Here is a 13,587-nt window from a genome sequence, read left to right on the forward strand (position 1 = left end):
GATTCAGCGGCTTTCGTACCGCGCCTTCAGCATGGCGTAGGCGGCGCGCAGGCTCTGGGCCTCTCCGCCCTCGGGGTGACCGGGGCGGCCCCGGCTGTTCCAGGCGAAGACGTCCAGATGCGCCCAGGCGCCGGTGGTCGGCGCGAACTTCTGCAGAAACAGAGCGGCCGTGATTGATCCCCCTTGCGCCCACGCCGCCGAATCGTTGCGGACATCGGCGATGTCGCTGTCGATCGCGGCGCGATAGCCGGGCCACAACGGCATTCGCCAAAGGGGATCGCGAACCGCGGTTGCCGCTGTCAGCAGGTCGGCGGCCAGGGCCTCATCGTCGGTGTAGAGCGGCGGCAGCTCGGGTCCGAGAGCGACCCGCGCCGCTCCGGTCAGGGTTGCGAAATCCAGCGTCAGGTCCGGCTCATGCTCGCCTGCGCGCGCCAGGGCGTCGGCCAGGATCACCCGGCCCTCGGCATCGGTATTGCCGATCTCGATGGTCAGGCCCTTGCGGCTCGACAGCACGTCGCCGGGGCGGAAGGCGTCGGCGGAAATGGCGTTCTCCACCGCAGCGACCAGGACGACCAGACGGATGTCCAGGCCTGCCTGCATGACCAGGCGGCCCAGAGCCAGGGCGTGGGCGGCACCACCCATGTCCTTCTTCATGTTGCGCATCCCGGCGGCGGACTTGATGTCCAGCCCCCCGGTGTCGAAGGCCACCCCCTTGCCGACTAAGGCGATCAGGGGCCGATCGGTCTGGTCCAGGTTCCAGCCGATCTCGATGATCCGGGGCGCGCGGTTCGGCGCGGCGGCGCGGCCCACGGCATGGATAGCCGGGTAGTTCTCTTCCAGCAGGTCGTCGCCGATGATCACCGAGAGGGTCGCGCCGTGGGCCTCTGCGATCTCGCGGGCGATGGTCTCCATCTGCAGCGGCCCCATGTCGGCGGCCGGGGTGTCGACCATCTCGCGGGCCAGGGCGCAGGCGGAGGCGATGCGCAGGGCCTCGGCGGTGTCGAAACCTTCGGGCGCGACCAGCCGGACATCAGGCCGGTCCTTGGCCTTGTAGCGATCGAAGGCATAGCGGCCGAGAAGGAAGGCAAGGGCCGCGATCTTGGCGTCCTCCGGTTCGGCCTCCAGCCGATAGCTGCCGGCGGGCAGTCTGGCCGATAGCGCGCGGGCGCTCGTCGGGTCGAAGGTCTTGCCGGTCCCGACCAGCACATGGTCGATGACGCCGTCGGCGCCGGGAACGACCAGCACCTCGCCCGGCTTGCCCCTGAACCCCATTCGATCGGCCCAGACCCTGGCCGCGCCGGCCAAGACGGCGCCAGGGCCGGCCAAGCGGATCGGCGTCGCGTTCGAGGCCTCCGTACTGTCGGCGGCAAGGATCGGTTCGGGAGAAATCACGGACATGGAATGGTTATAGCGGCGCCGGGTCGTTAACCAATGCTTGACGGGAAGGGCCGAGTCTCGATGGGCGGAAAACCCGTCGGAACAGTTTTATGTCGCGCTCCCGGATCTCGAACACCCTCCCTCTGATCGCTGTGGCGCTCATCGGCGGCCTCGGTGTCGCCACGCCCTCCCTGGCCCAGAGCGGACAGGCGCGGGTTCCGGCCACCGCGCAGGAACGTGCGTCCTACGACCGTCTCGATCCCCTGGCGCGGTCGGTCTTCTGGTCGCGAGAGTTCGAGGTCAATCCGTCCGATCCCGTGGCCGGCGTGAAGCTGGCCGAGGCGCTGCGCCAGATGGGTCAGCACGATCAGGCCGCAACGACGGCGCAACAGGTTCTGGTGACCCAGCCGCAGAACGTCGATGCGATGCTGGAGATCGGCCGCGCCCACATCGCGCGGGGCCAGGCCTTCTACGGCATTGCGGCGCTGGAACAGGCCAAGTCCCTGGCGCCCGGAGATTGGCGACCGCTGTCCCTGCTGGGCGTGGCCTATCAGCAGGTGCGCCGTCCCGACGATGCCCGCGCCGTCTGGAACGAGGCGCTTCGCCTATCGCCTGACAATGCCGAGGTGATGAACAACGCCGCCATGGCCCAGATGACCGGCGGCGATCCATCCGGCGCCGAGACCCTGCTGCGCCGCGCGGTGGTGCAGCCGAACGCCTCGATGCAGATGCGGCTCAATCTGGCCATGGCTCTGGGGCTGCAAGGCAAGATCGGCGAGGCCGAACAGATCATCCGTCGCGACCTGCCGCCCGACGCGGCCGATCGCAATCTGGAATGGCTGAGGAACCAGGCCCCCCGCACGGCGCCGACGGCGACCGACGCCGCGTCTCCGGCGCTTGCCCGGACCTGGTCCTCGCTACAGGGTCAATGACCGCTTAGGCCGCTTTGGCGTCGGCCAGTTGCAGACGGGCGCGCAGGCGTTCGTCGGTCGAGACGGCACCCGAAATCGCATTGAACCGGTCCAGGGCCAGGCCCGAGGACGAGACGGCCGCGGCCATGGCCGCCTGCTGTTCCGTCGTCGGGGTCGTGCCGTCGGTCGGACCGGCGGCGCGCACAGCGGTCATGGCGGCGGCGAACTGTGCGACTTCGGCATCGGTCACAGAGGCGGCGACCGAACCGGCCGGCGATTCCGGGGTGGCGAACACGGCGAGACGCGCCTGAAGCACCGGGTCGGTCGAGACGGCGGTGGCCAGGGCGTTGAAGGCGGTGATCTCCATGCCGGCCGCATCGATGGCGGCGGCCATGGCGGCTTGCTGCTCGGCGGTCGGGGTCGCGCCGTCGGTCGGCGAGGCGGCGCGGACGGCGACCATGGCCGTGCTGAAAGCCTCAAGCTGGGCATCTGAGTATTCGGTCGCCTGAACGGCGCTGGTCAGGGGAGTGGCGGCGGCGGCCTGGGCGGCTCCACCCAGCAGGGCGACGGCGGAAACGGCGGCGATCAGGGTCAGGCGCATGGAAAATCCTTGGCAGTTTGAAGACATTTGCGTCGGGGAAGGAGAGGACGCTAACCCGGCTAAGGTTCCGCCAGCAAATCACCCCGTCTGACGGTGACGTGATCGCCCGCCTTCTCGACCGCGTCCGCAGCGCCTATATCGGGGCCATGATCGACGACCTCTACAGCGCTCGCATCCTCACGTTGGCGGCCAATCTTCCGCACAGCGGACGCCTGCCGGATCCCGAGGGCACGGGCGAGAGGGTCGCCAAGCTGTGCGGGTCGAAAGCGACGGTCGATGTCGTTCTGGACGCCGACGGCCGCATCGCCGACTTCGCCCAGGACGTGAAGGCCTGCGCCCTCGGCCAGGCGGCAGCGGGTGTGGTCGGCGAGGTCGTCATCGGCGCCACGACCGAGGAACTGCATTCCGCCCGCGACGCGATGCTGGCCATGCTGAAGTCGGGCGGTGATGGCCCTGACGGCCGGTTCGAAGGGCTGCGCGCCCTGAAGCAGGTCGCCGACTACCCGGCGCGTCACGCCTCCACCATGGTGGCGATCGAGGCGACGCTGGATGCGGTCTCACAAGCCTTCACCGCCCGAACTAGGCTCGCCGGCGCCGCCTAGTTGCCCCCTCGCACTACGCGAGGGATAAGCCCGCACCATGGCCAGCCCCGGCAAGTCCTTCTACGAACGCGGCGTCCGCGCGGCCCATCGGGGCTACAAGGTGACGCTCAGCCCCTTTTTCGGCCAGTCGTGCCGGTTCCTGCCCACCTGTTCGGACTATGGCCGCGACGCCCTGATCCAGCATGGTTTGCGAAAAGGAGGATGGCTCACCGTGCGCCGCCTCTGTAAATGCCATCCGTTCGGCGGGTCGGGATTTGATCCCGTGCCCCCGCCGACGCCCTAGAATGCGCGGTTCGGGATACGACCCGGTGCCGCCACGCATCGTCGCTCAGTCGACGCGCGAAAGCGAGAAGTGACCAAGACGCCATGATCGAACTGAAATTCCCCGACGGCGCGGTGCGCGAATATCCGGCCGGATCGACCGCCCGCGACGTGGCCCACGCCATCTCGCCCTCCCTGGCCAAGAAGGCCGTGCTGGCCGAACTGAACGGCGAGCAGCGCGACCTGAACCGCGTGCTGGAAACCGGCGGCGACTTCCGCCTGATCATGCGGGACGACCCCGAGGCGCTCTATACGATCCGCCACGACACGGCCCACGTCCTGGCCGAGGCGGTTCAGAAACTGTTCCCCGGCACCCAGGTCACCATCGGCCCGGCCATCGAGGACGGCTTCTATTACGATTTCTACCGCGAGACGCCCTTCTCGACCGACGACTTCGCCGCCATCGAAAAAGAGATGGGGCGGATCGTGGATCGCGACGCGAAGTTCGAGCGCGAGGTCTGGGACCGCGACGAGGCCATTCTGTTCTTCGAAGCGCGCGGCGAGAAGTTCAAGGCCGAGCTGATCCGCGACCTGCCGGGCACGGACACCATCACCCTGTACAAGCAGGGCGATTGGATCGACCTGTGCCGGGGCCCGCACTTCCCCTCGGCCAAGTCGGTCGGCAAAGCGTTCAAGCTGACCAAGCTCGCCGGCGCCTATTGGCGCGGCGATTCCAACCGCGAGCAGTTGCAGCGCATCTACGGCACCGCCTGGGCGACCAAGGAGGATCTCGACGCCTATCTGCTGCGCCTCGAGGAGGCCGAGAAGCGCGACCACCGCAAGGTCGGCAAGGCGATGGAGCTCTTCCACATGCAGGAAGAGGGCCGAGGCATGGTCTTCTGGCACCCCAAGGGCTGGGTCCTGTGGCGGGTGCTGGAGGCCTATATGCGCCGCCGCCTGGACGCCGCCGGCTATGTCGAGGTCAAGACGCCCCAGGTCCTGGACCGGAAGTTCTGGGAACAGAGCGGTCACTGGGACAAGTACCGCCCAAACATGTTCGTCTGCGAGACGGTCGAGGGCGAGGAACTCAGCCTCAAGCCGATGAACTGCCCGGGCCACGTGCAGATTTTCGACCAGGGCCAGCGCTCGTACCGCGAGTTGCCGCTGCGCATGGCCGAGTTCGGCGCCTGCCACCGCTATGAGCCGTCGGGTTCGCTGCACGGCCTGATGCGGGTGCGCGGCTTCACCCAGGACGACGCCCACATCTTCTGCCGCGAGGACCAGATCGTCGAGGAGACGGCCGAGTTCATCAATCTGGCCCGTTCGGTCCACGCCGACCTGGGCATGGAGACGGCCTATATCAGCCTGGGCACCCGGCCCGAGAACCGCGCCGGGTCGGACGAATTCTGGGACAAGGCCGAGGCCCTGATGGCCGAGGCCGCCCGCGCCGCCGGCACCGAGCCGGTCGTAACGCCCGGCGACGGCGCCTTCTACGCGCCCAAGCTCGACTTCATCGTCAAGGACGCCATCGGCCGCGAATGGACCTGCGGCACGATCCAGCTGGACTATGTCCTGCCGGAGCGTCTGAATGCGACCTATATCGCCGAGGACGGCCAGAAGCACCGGCCGGTCATGCTGCACCGGGCGATCCTGGGATCGTTCGAGCGCTTCATCGGCATCATGATCGAGAACTACGCCGGGGCCTTCCCGCTGTGGCTCGCGCCGGTTCAGGCGGTGGTGGCGACGATCACCTCCGATGCAGACGGCTATGCCGAGGATGTCGCCGCCAGGTTCAAGGCGGCGGGCCTGCGCGTCGAGACCGACCTGCGCAACGAGAAGGTCGGCTACAAGGTGCGCGAGCACTCGGTCGGCAAGGTCCCGGTCATCGCCGTCGTCGGCCGCAACGAGGCCGAGAAGGGCGAGGTCGCAATCCGCCGTCTGGGCTCCCAGGCCCAGGAGGTCGTCTCCGTCGAGGAAGCCATCCGCATCCTGACCGAAGAGGCCACACCGCCGGACCTGAAGCGGCTCAAGGTCTGATGACCAGCGCCAGGCTGGAGGTCCGGTTCACGGCGGAAGCCAGGCGCTGGATCGACGGCCTGCGCGACCGCATCGCGCGCGACAAGGTGGTGACCCGGCTGGACGCGTTGTCAGCGGGTCGGTTCGGGGATTGGAAAACCGTCGGAGACGGCGTGAGCGAGCTGCGGATTCACTACGGGCCGGGATATCGACTATACTTCACTCGCCGAGGTGACATCGTGGTCGTTGTCCTTCTCGGTGGCGACAAGGATGGTCAGTCGCGCGATATCGCGCGCGCCAAGGCCATCGCGGCGGGATTGGATGTGTAATGGCGCTCGAAACCTACCCCTTCGACGTTCTCGATTTCCTTCGGGACGATGAGGACGTCGCCGGATACCTCCGTGAGATGCTGGAGGCAGACGACATCGTATTGACGCGGCAGGCGGTTGAGACGGTCGAACGCGCCAAGGCCCTTCCCGCTGACCCTTCGCTCGACCTTGCCGGACGTCTCTATCGAGCAGCGCACTGCGTTGGGCTGAGGGTAATCGCTGCGCCGGCGGAGCCCAAGGCCGCCTAGAGTCGTGCCTGCGACACAGCAACCAAGGTGATCCGATCGGCTTGATGATGCGCGCGCTGGGCGCACCATCAAAGGACCTGCACCATGGCCGAGAAGACACTCGACACCCTGTTCCACGACACGCTCAAGGACATCTATTACGCCGAGCGGAAGATCCTGAAGTCCCTGCCGAAGATGGCGCGGGCCGCGCAGTCGCCCGAACTCAAGGCGGCATTCGAGAAGCACAAGGATCAGACCGAAGGCCAGATCGAACGCCTGCAGCAGGTCTTCGAGATCATCGGTAAGGCCCCGCGCGGCAAGACCTGCGACGCCATCGAAGGCATCCTGGCCGAGGGCGAAGAGATCATGGAAGAGTACAAGGACACGGCCGCGCTCGACGCCGGTCTGCTGGCCGCGGCCCAGGCCGTCGAACACTATGAGATCACCCGCTACGGCACGCTGAAGCGCTGGGCCCTGGTGCTCGGCATGGACGATGCCGCCGCCCTGCTGGACGAGACCCTCCAGGAAGAAAGCCAGACCGACGAAGACCTCACCGGCATCGCCGACGCCGCCGTCAACGCCGACGCCATGCAGCCCAAGGCCGCCTGAACGTCTTCAATGCCCGAAGACCACGAGGGAGCCGGCGGGAGCGATCCTGCCGGCTTTCGCGTTTCCGGATCGAACTTCACGGAGATCCGCCATGCTCGACCATATCGGCATCGACGTCAGCGATATCGTCAGGTCACGCACGTTCTACGAGGCGGCGCTTGAACCGCTCGGCTACACGGTGATCGAGGACCTGACCGGACAGCCGGGTGCCGACCCCATCGTCATGTTCGGTATCGAGGGGCCCGAGTTTGTGATCGCCGAGGACAAGGCGCCAGGGCTCGGCAACCATTTCGCCTTTCGTGCCGAGACCCGCGCGGCGGTGGATGCCTTCCATGCTGCGGCGCTGAAGGCCGGAGGGCGCGATAACGGCGGGCCGGGCCTGCGCCCCAACTACGGACCGACCTACTACGCCGCCTTTGTCCTGGATCCGGACGGGTTCAACATCGAGGCGGTCTGTCACGCGCCCGAATGATCGACGGATGGAAAACCTCGCCGCGTGAGCCTATCTAGGGCCCATGAAAGATCTCAACGCCCTGATGCAGCAGGCCCAGGCGATGCAGCAAAAGCTGCAGGACGCCCAGGCCAAGATGGCCGAAACCACCGCCGAGGGAACCTCGGGCGGCGGCCTTGTCACCGTAGGCCTCAAAGGCCCCGGCGAAGTGACCTCGGTGAAGATCGACGACAGTCTGATGGTCCCGGGCGACACCGAAATTCTCGCCGATCTGATCGTCGCCGCCCACGCCGACGCCAAGAGGAAGCTGGACGCCGTCAACGCCGAGCTGATGCGCGAGGCCGCCGGGCCGATGGCGGGGATGAACATCCCGGGCATGCCGAAACTCTTCTGACTTGGCCGCTTCCGCCGGACCTGAGATCGAGCGGCTGATTTCGCTCCTGGCCAAGCTGCCGGGGCTGGGTCCGCGTTCGGCGCGACGCGCGGCCCTGGCGCTGTTGAAGAAGCGCGAGCAGTTGCTCGAACCGTTGGCGGCGTCCCTGGCGGAGACGGCGGCCAAGGTGGTGTCCTGCTCGGTCTGCGGCACGCCCGACACTCGCGACCCCTGCTCGATCTGCTCGGACCCTTCCCGCGACAATGGCCTGATCTGCGTCGTCGAGGAGGCGGGCTCGCTGTGGGCCATGGAGCGGTCCGGTGCCTTTCGCGGCAAGTATCATGTGCTGGGCGGGCTGCTGTCAGCGCTCGACGGCGTCGGTCCTGACGCCCTGCGCGTCTCCGAACTGGTCGGCCGGGTGAAGGGCGGAGAGGTGCGCGAGGTCGTCCTGGCGCTTCCCGCCACCGTCGACGGCCAGACGACCGCCCACTATCTCGCCGACCGCATTTCAGCGACGACGGGGGCCGGAAACGCGGTCGAGATCACCTCACTGGCCAGAGGCGTCCCGGTCGGCGGCGATCTGGACTGGCTGGACGACGGCACCATCGTCCAGGCGCTGCGAGCGCGCCGTCCGGCCTGAAGCCTGCGTCCGCTTCTGACGCACTCATATGCTACGCGCGAACTCATGACCCGCGCGCCATGCCGACACTCTCCAGACTATCCGACCGCTTCGCACTCTTCGGACGCTTCGGACGGTGTTTTGGAATCCACATCGGCCGTGGCCCGGTCCGGCGACTCTCGCTAAGGAACGGAGCATGAACACGCTCTCGATCGCCCTCGCCGTCGTTTCGCTGGTCCTTGCGGCCGGTTTCCTTTGGGCCTTCCTCGGCTGGCAGAAGGCATCTGGCGCCCTGTCGTCTGCGCTTGAGAAGGTCGCCCTGGTGGAGGAGAGCCGCACCACAATGAGCGACCTGCTGCGGGCCCAGGCGGCGCAGTCGGCCCAGGTCATCGCCGACCAGATGGTCACCCGCGCGACGGAAACCTTCCAGGCCCAGGACCGTGTCGCCCGCGAGCGGATGGAGGCCCAGCTGAAGCCCGTGGCCGAAACCCTGGCCAAGTTCGAGACCCAGGTGGCCGCACTCGAGAAGGCGAGGGCGGAAGAGACCGGCACGCTCAAGGAACAGCTTTCGGCCCTGATGATAGCCTCGACCGCCACACGGGACGAGGCCAAACGGCTGACCGAGGTCCTGCGCGGCAACACCGGTCGTCGCGGCCGTTGGGGCGAACAGACCTGCCGCAACGTGCTGGAGGCCGCGGGCATGGCCGGCCGGTTCGACTTCACCGAACAGACCTCCAGCGCCAATGAAGAGGGCCGCCAGATGCGGCCGGACTTCCTGGTCAAACTGCCGGGCGGCGGCCTGTTCGTCATCGACGCCAAGGCACCGCTCGCCTTCCCCGATGCGAACGAGCCGGACGAGGAGGCGCGCCACGACGCCCTGGCCGCCCGCAACCTCGCCGCCATCAAGAGCCATGTGCGCGATCTCTCGGCCAAGGCCTATCAGGACCAGTTCAAACCCAGCCCCGACTTCGTCGCCCTGTTCGTGCCCTCGGACGCGGTCTTGTCGGCCGCGCTGGACCGGGAGCCGGAGCTGATGACCGACGCGATGGCCCGCCGCGTCATCATCGTCACCCCCTCGACCCTGTTCGCCCTGTGCAAGGCCGTCGCCTACGGCTGGCGGGCCGAGGAACAGTCGCGCAACGCCGACGAGGTCGCGAAGCTGGGCAAGGAGCTATACAAGCGTCTCTCGGTGATGGGCGGCCACGCGATCAAGCTGGGCGAATCCCTCGGTGCCGCCGTCGGTCGCTACAATCAGTTCGTCGGCTCACTGGAGAGCCAGGTCATGGTCTCGGCGCGCCGGTTCGAGGATCTGCAGGTCGACCACGAAGGCAAGCAACTGCCCGAACTTTCTGTCGTCGATCAGGCGACCCGGCCTGTCACACGCGCCGAACTGACCTTCGAGCGCGCCACAGAGAGCTGAGAGAGGAAACCCGCGTTTCTGACAAGCTCGCTTGACACTCGTGGCTCGTGATGTAAAAGACGCTTGTCTAGTTGTCAGAGGTCTGTCCGTGCCGAGTCTCCAGAAGCCGAAACGACCGGTGGCCTTGGGCGGTTATCTGTTGGCCTTGCTGGCAACGGCGGTGGTCGGCGGCGTGTCGGGCGGTCTCGCCGCCTTTCTGGCGGAGTTCGACGTCAGCGGCATGGTCGGTGCCGCCGTCAGCGCATCGCTGGGCCTGGCGCTGATGTTCGTGATCTGCGTCGCCTGGTGGAACCGGGTCGATGAGGCGGCGCGCGAGGCCCACAAATGGGCATGGTGGTGGGGCGGAACCGCCGGCACGGCCATCGGCGGCGTCTTCCTGGTCGTGGCCGTGGCGGCCGCCCGGGGCGAGGCGTCCGCCATGGTAGCCACCGCCCGGCCCGCCGACCTGATCTACGCAGGCGCCTTCGCCATCATGACGTGCCAGGTGGTCGGCTATGGCATCGCCTGGGCCGCCTGGTGGCTGCGGCGGCGGTGACCCGATGAACAACAGCCTCAGGACGTTGCGCGCCGAGCGAAGCTGGAGCCAGGCCGATCTGGCCGCGGCCCTCGGCGTCTCGCGCCAGACCGTCAACGCGCTGGAGACGGGTCGTTACGACCCCTCCCTGCCGCTCGCCTTCAAGATCGCGCGCGTTTTCGAGCGGTCCATCGAATCCATCTTCTCCGACGAAGGGGCCTGACCATGTCCGTCGACACCTCGCCCGATCGTTTCGATCGCATCCAGGGTCCAGTTCGCATGACGCTCGCCAGCCGCCTCAAATCGTCCACGGCTTCCGCAGGTCGTGTCGTGGTCGGGGTCGTCCTGGGTGTCAGCCTGGCCGTCGGCCTGCTGGCCGGCGCACCGAACGCCTTCGCCCAGACGGCTGTTCAGGACCACGACCATGCCGCCATCGTTCCGGCGACGGGCGACGGCCCTGCGCTGTGGTCGATCGCCGACGCGGATTCGACAATCTATCTGTTCGGCACAGTCCATGTGCTGCGCCCGGCCACCCCGTGGGGCTCGGCCAAGGTGGATGCGGCCTTCGACGCCAGCGACAACGTTATCTTCGAGATTGCCAATCCCGACGATCAGGCGGCACTTTTGCCGCTGATCCAGCAACACGGGGTCTCGCCACAGACGCCCCTGTCCAGCCTGCTGACTCCTGAGGAATTCGCCGATCTCGACACCGCCGCAAGGACGATCGGCGGAACCGGCGCCGGGTTCGACGCCATGCGGCCGTGGCTCGCGGGTCTGATGCTGTCCGTCGCGCCCCTGGCCAAGGCCGGATACGATCCCAAATCGGGCGTCGAGATCATTCTCAAGCACCGGGCCGAAGACGCGGGCAAGCCGGTCACCGGCCTGGAGAGCCTGGCGACCCAGGTCGAGATCCTGGCCAATATGTCCGAGACCACCCAGTTGGCCTTCCTGCGCGCCACTCTGGAGGATTTCGACGAGGCCACGACCGAGCTCGACACCCTGGTCGAGGCCTGGGCGGCGGGCGATATCGCGACCATCGACCGTGTCGGCGTCCAGGAGATGCGGGCCGCCTCGCAGGAGATCTACGACGCCATGCTGGTTCGCCGGAACACCGACTGGGCGGATCAGATCCAGACCATCCTGGCCGGTTCGGGCACCACCTTCATCGCCGTCGGCAGCGCCCACCTGGCGGGTGACGACAGCGTTCAGGCCATCCTCGAGGCGCGCGGCGTCGAGGTCACACGCCGCTAGAAGATTCGCCGCCGCCGTGCACGGCTGCAGGCGGAGGTCTCCGACGGTCTGGCCCTGACGCGGGGCCCGGGCGGAGCGTTGATCGAGATCCTTCGGCGGGCATAGACGCGACATCCGAACGCCCGTCTCTTGATTATCAGCACGAGAGGGGCCCAGGAGGGGGCCGATCGCGGCTGTCGGGCCGCCGCTCCCTGTCGACTTCAGCTAGACGCCTCTGCAAAATGCGCCCTATCGTGGGCCCACGGGGGACCCTGGATGCCGACGAAGAACCTCTCAGACCGTCAGCGGCAGTGCCTGCTTCTCAGCGCCACCATGACCGACAAGGAGATCGGCCGAGAGCTGGGCGTCAGTCCGGGCACGGTGAACAAGCACATCCAGGAAGCCATGGAGCGTCTCGGCGTCAACACGCGCAAGGCCGCGTTGCGCGCCCTGGGGTCTGTCGCCCCACCCCCTTCGAACCCCGTATCGTCGCTCGCCACTTCCGGGCCGAATGGAGGGGCTGAAGCGGACGACATCGCGACCTCGGAGAGGACGGAACAGACGGTCTGGAGCTACTCACCCCCGCCAAGGGAAATGAGGGTCCGCCTGGCCATCGTGTTCGGGTTCTTCCTCGTGGGATCGATCGTCGCCATCGGGGGCGCCGCCGTTCTGAATGCAGGTCTCGACCTGACCCAGCGGGCGGCTCCATCCGGCGTCCGGTGAAGCGCGACATTCACACGCCGCCGTTGCGCGGGGGGAGCTATATGATGACGAACAGTGTTCACCGCCTCGCATCCGAAGAGCGAGGGCGCAGAGCCCTCGGGGTGAGGGCCGCCCGTCAGTTGCGGGAGGCCGAGCATAATCTCGACCGCGCGCTCGCGGACAAACTCGCCTTGGGACAGATGCTGCTCTCGGGTCGGATCGAGGCACGGATGGGCGTCGCGATCGGCCAGTCCGTCATCTCCGATCTGGCCCGCGCCTTTTCTCTGGCGGTCGAAGCGCGCGAAGCGCTCGGGTCCGCGCACACCGGACTGGCCGAGGTGGCCGCAGATCAAGGTATCGTCTGGAGCTTCGACGGTCCGGGCGAGACCAAGCCTGGCGAGCGGCCGTTCCTGTCTGAAACAGCGGCCGCCTAACCCAGCCCCTCAGGTCCGAATCGCCCATGTCGCCGATGCAAGTGATCCTCTGGTCGCTGACCGTGCCCGCGCTCGGCCTGCTGGCCTTGAAAGGACGGACGCTGGAGCGATGGAGCTCCGCCGCCATTCTGCTGGTGGTCCTGGCGCCGTTCCTTCTCCAGGACTTCGAGGCCGGCAATGTGCGGTGGGTCATGGCCCTGACCTCCGTCGGTCTCGCGGTCCTGCTCTTGTTGCAGGGATTGGTCTGGGAACGGTGGTGGCTCCTGGCTGCGGCTGCCGTTCAAGGCGCGGCCGCCTCCACCTACGGACTGGCCGCCCTCCAACCCGACATCATGATCTGGACGGGGGTGGTGCTGCGCCGCCTCTTCTGGATTGAACTGATGCTCGTTGTCCTGTTCGGCGCCTGGGAGGCGCAACAGGTCACGCGCTATCGCCTCAAGGAAGCCCGACCATGACTTCTACCTCGCCGACTGCACAAGCCCATTCCAGGATCGGCTTCCTGGAAAGCACATCGCGCCTGACATCGGACTGGGGGCCCGACCGCATCGCGGACCTGTCCTCGGCCCACGCGAGCCGTAAGGCGCTGCTGGCCGCCCTCCACGAGTTTCCTGACGCGAATCCGGAGGATACGGCGGCGGCGCAGGCGCAGGGCCTGGTTTGGGATATGGTCGATGAAGCGGAATGCTTCATCCTGGACCAGACGCCCGTGACCGCGCGCGAAGCCGTGGCGATTCTTGACGTCCTGCTGGATGGTGAGCCGCAGCGCTCAGACGGGCGTGATCATGACGCGCTGCGGCGCGTGCGGAGCCTGCTGCTGACGGTCGGTTGAGGGCTCGTGTCCTGATCGTCGAACGGCACGCGCCCTGAATCTTCGTCTGCCCTGAAAAAGCCGCTTGCGGACGAAGAAGGGG

The 13,587-nt window shown here is 67.4% G+C and carries 20 protein-coding genes; 18 read left to right on the forward strand and 2 right to left on the reverse strand.

Annotated elements, in window-relative coordinates; all coding sequences use genetic code 11:
• Nucleotides 1-3: 3 nt before the first annotated feature.
• Nucleotides 4-1,398, reverse strand: coding sequence for a leucyl aminopeptidase family protein (locus ACW171_RS13340; RefSeq protein WP_492093846.1), 1,395 nt, complete (start codon nucleotides 1,396-1,398; stop codon nucleotides 4-6).
• Nucleotides 1,399-1,487: 89 nt separating this feature from the next.
• Between ACW171_RS13340 and ACW171_RS13345 the strand changes: the two genes are divergently transcribed.
• A complete protein-coding gene (locus ACW171_RS13345) occupies nucleotides 1,488-2,309 on the forward strand; it encodes a tetratricopeptide repeat protein (RefSeq protein ID WP_492093847.1) in 822 nt (273 codons plus the stop codon).
• Nucleotides 2,310-2,313: 4 nt separating this feature from the next.
• Here the strand turns inward: ACW171_RS13345 and ACW171_RS13350 are convergent, their stop codons facing one another.
• Nucleotides 2,314-2,889 carry a DUF4168 domain-containing protein gene (locus ACW171_RS13350; protein ID WP_492093848.1) on the reverse strand — a complete coding sequence of 192 codons (576 nt, stop codon included), beginning with the start codon at nucleotides 2,887-2,889 and terminating at the stop codon, nucleotides 2,314-2,316.
• Nucleotides 2,890-3,035: 146 nt separating this feature from the next.
• Here ACW171_RS13350 and ACW171_RS13355 point away from each other — a divergent pair, with 146 nt between their 5' ends.
• The 17 genes from ACW171_RS13355 to ACW171_RS13435 all read left to right on the forward strand — a co-directional run bounded on the left by ACW171_RS13355 (nucleotide 3,036) and on the right by ACW171_RS13435 (nucleotide 13,505).
• The gene (locus tag ACW171_RS13355) at nucleotides 3,036-3,491 is read left to right on the forward strand and encodes an iron-sulfur cluster assembly scaffold protein (protein WP_492096632.1); all 456 of its coding nucleotides are present in this window, start codon (nucleotides 3,036-3,038) and stop codon (nucleotides 3,489-3,491) included.
• A gap of 37 nt (nucleotides 3,492-3,528) precedes the next feature.
• Complete coding sequence (gene yidD / locus ACW171_RS13360; RefSeq protein ID WP_492093849.1) at nucleotides 3,529-3,774, forward strand: membrane protein insertion efficiency factor YidD; 246 nt, start codon at nucleotides 3,529-3,531, stop codon at nucleotides 3,772-3,774.
• Between the two features lie 83 nt (nucleotides 3,775-3,857).
• A complete protein-coding gene (thrS, locus tag ACW171_RS13365; RefSeq protein WP_492093850.1) occupies nucleotides 3,858-5,789 on the forward strand; it encodes a threonine--tRNA ligase in 1,932 nt (643 codons plus the stop codon).
• The gene (locus ACW171_RS13370) at nucleotides 5,789-6,097 is read left to right on the forward strand and encodes a type II toxin-antitoxin system RelE/ParE family toxin (protein ID WP_492093851.1); all 309 of its coding nucleotides are present in this window, start codon (nucleotides 5,789-5,791) and stop codon (nucleotides 6,095-6,097) included. Before thrS ends, ACW171_RS13370 begins: the two co-directional genes overlap by 1 nt.
• Nucleotides 6,097-6,345: a hypothetical protein gene (locus ACW171_RS13375; RefSeq protein ID WP_492093852.1), complete on the forward strand. Its 249-nt coding sequence runs from the start codon at nucleotides 6,097-6,099 to the stop codon at nucleotides 6,343-6,345. The genes ACW171_RS13370 and ACW171_RS13375 overlap by 1 nt, the downstream gene beginning before the upstream one ends.
• 84 nt (nucleotides 6,346-6,429) lie before the next feature.
• The gene (locus tag ACW171_RS13380) at nucleotides 6,430-6,933 is read left to right on the forward strand and encodes a YciE/YciF ferroxidase family protein (protein ID WP_492093853.1); all 504 of its coding nucleotides are present in this window, start codon (nucleotides 6,430-6,432) and stop codon (nucleotides 6,931-6,933) included.
• 91 nt (nucleotides 6,934-7,024) lie between these two features.
• Nucleotides 7,025-7,405, forward strand: coding sequence for a VOC family protein (locus tag ACW171_RS13385; RefSeq protein WP_492093854.1), 381 nt, complete (start codon nucleotides 7,025-7,027; stop codon nucleotides 7,403-7,405).
• 43 nt (nucleotides 7,406-7,448) lie between these two features.
• A complete protein-coding gene (locus ACW171_RS13390) occupies nucleotides 7,449-7,778 on the forward strand; it encodes a YbaB/EbfC family nucleoid-associated protein (protein WP_492093855.1) in 330 nt (109 codons plus the stop codon).
• A gap of 1 nt (nucleotide 7,779) precedes the next feature.
• Nucleotides 7,780-8,397, forward strand: coding sequence for a recombination mediator RecR (recR, locus tag ACW171_RS13395; RefSeq protein WP_492093856.1), 618 nt, complete (start codon nucleotides 7,780-7,782; stop codon nucleotides 8,395-8,397).
• A gap of 175 nt (nucleotides 8,398-8,572) precedes the next feature.
• A complete protein-coding gene (locus ACW171_RS13400; RefSeq protein WP_492093857.1) occupies nucleotides 8,573-9,796 on the forward strand; it encodes a DNA recombination protein RmuC in 1,224 nt (407 codons plus the stop codon).
• 88 nt (nucleotides 9,797-9,884) lie between these two features.
• Entirely contained in the window at nucleotides 9,885-10,331 is a 447-nt protein-coding gene (locus ACW171_RS13405; RefSeq protein ID WP_492093858.1) for a hypothetical protein, read from the forward strand.
• A 4-nt stretch (nucleotides 10,332-10,335) separates the two neighbouring features.
• Nucleotides 10,336-10,533, forward strand: coding sequence for a helix-turn-helix transcriptional regulator (locus ACW171_RS13410; RefSeq protein WP_492093859.1), 198 nt, complete (start codon nucleotides 10,336-10,338; stop codon nucleotides 10,531-10,533).
• A 2-nt stretch (nucleotides 10,534-10,535) separates the two neighbouring features.
• Nucleotides 10,536-11,561 (forward strand): TraB/GumN family protein, encoded by a 1,026-nt coding sequence (locus ACW171_RS13415; RefSeq protein WP_492093860.1) that lies wholly within the window; start codon nucleotides 10,536-10,538, stop codon nucleotides 11,559-11,561.
• Between the two features lie 255 nt (nucleotides 11,562-11,816).
• Complete coding sequence (locus tag ACW171_RS13420; protein WP_492093861.1) at nucleotides 11,817-12,263, forward strand: helix-turn-helix domain-containing protein; 447 nt, start codon at nucleotides 11,817-11,819, stop codon at nucleotides 12,261-12,263.
• Entirely contained in the window at nucleotides 12,260-12,676 is a 417-nt protein-coding gene (locus tag ACW171_RS13425) for a hypothetical protein (protein ID WP_492093862.1), read from the forward strand. Before ACW171_RS13420 ends, ACW171_RS13425 begins: the two co-directional genes overlap by 4 nt.
• A gap of 26 nt (nucleotides 12,677-12,702) precedes the next feature.
• Entirely contained in the window at nucleotides 12,703-13,131 is a 429-nt protein-coding gene (locus ACW171_RS13430; protein WP_492093863.1) for a hypothetical protein, read from the forward strand.
• Entirely contained in the window at nucleotides 13,128-13,505 is a 378-nt protein-coding gene (locus ACW171_RS13435) for a hypothetical protein (protein ID WP_492093864.1), read from the forward strand. Before ACW171_RS13430 ends, ACW171_RS13435 begins: the two co-directional genes overlap by 4 nt.
• The last annotated feature ends 82 nt before the right edge of the window (nucleotides 13,506-13,587 follow it).

The sequence above is a fragment of the Brevundimonas sp. FV1ye28 genome (assembly GCF_058681135.1).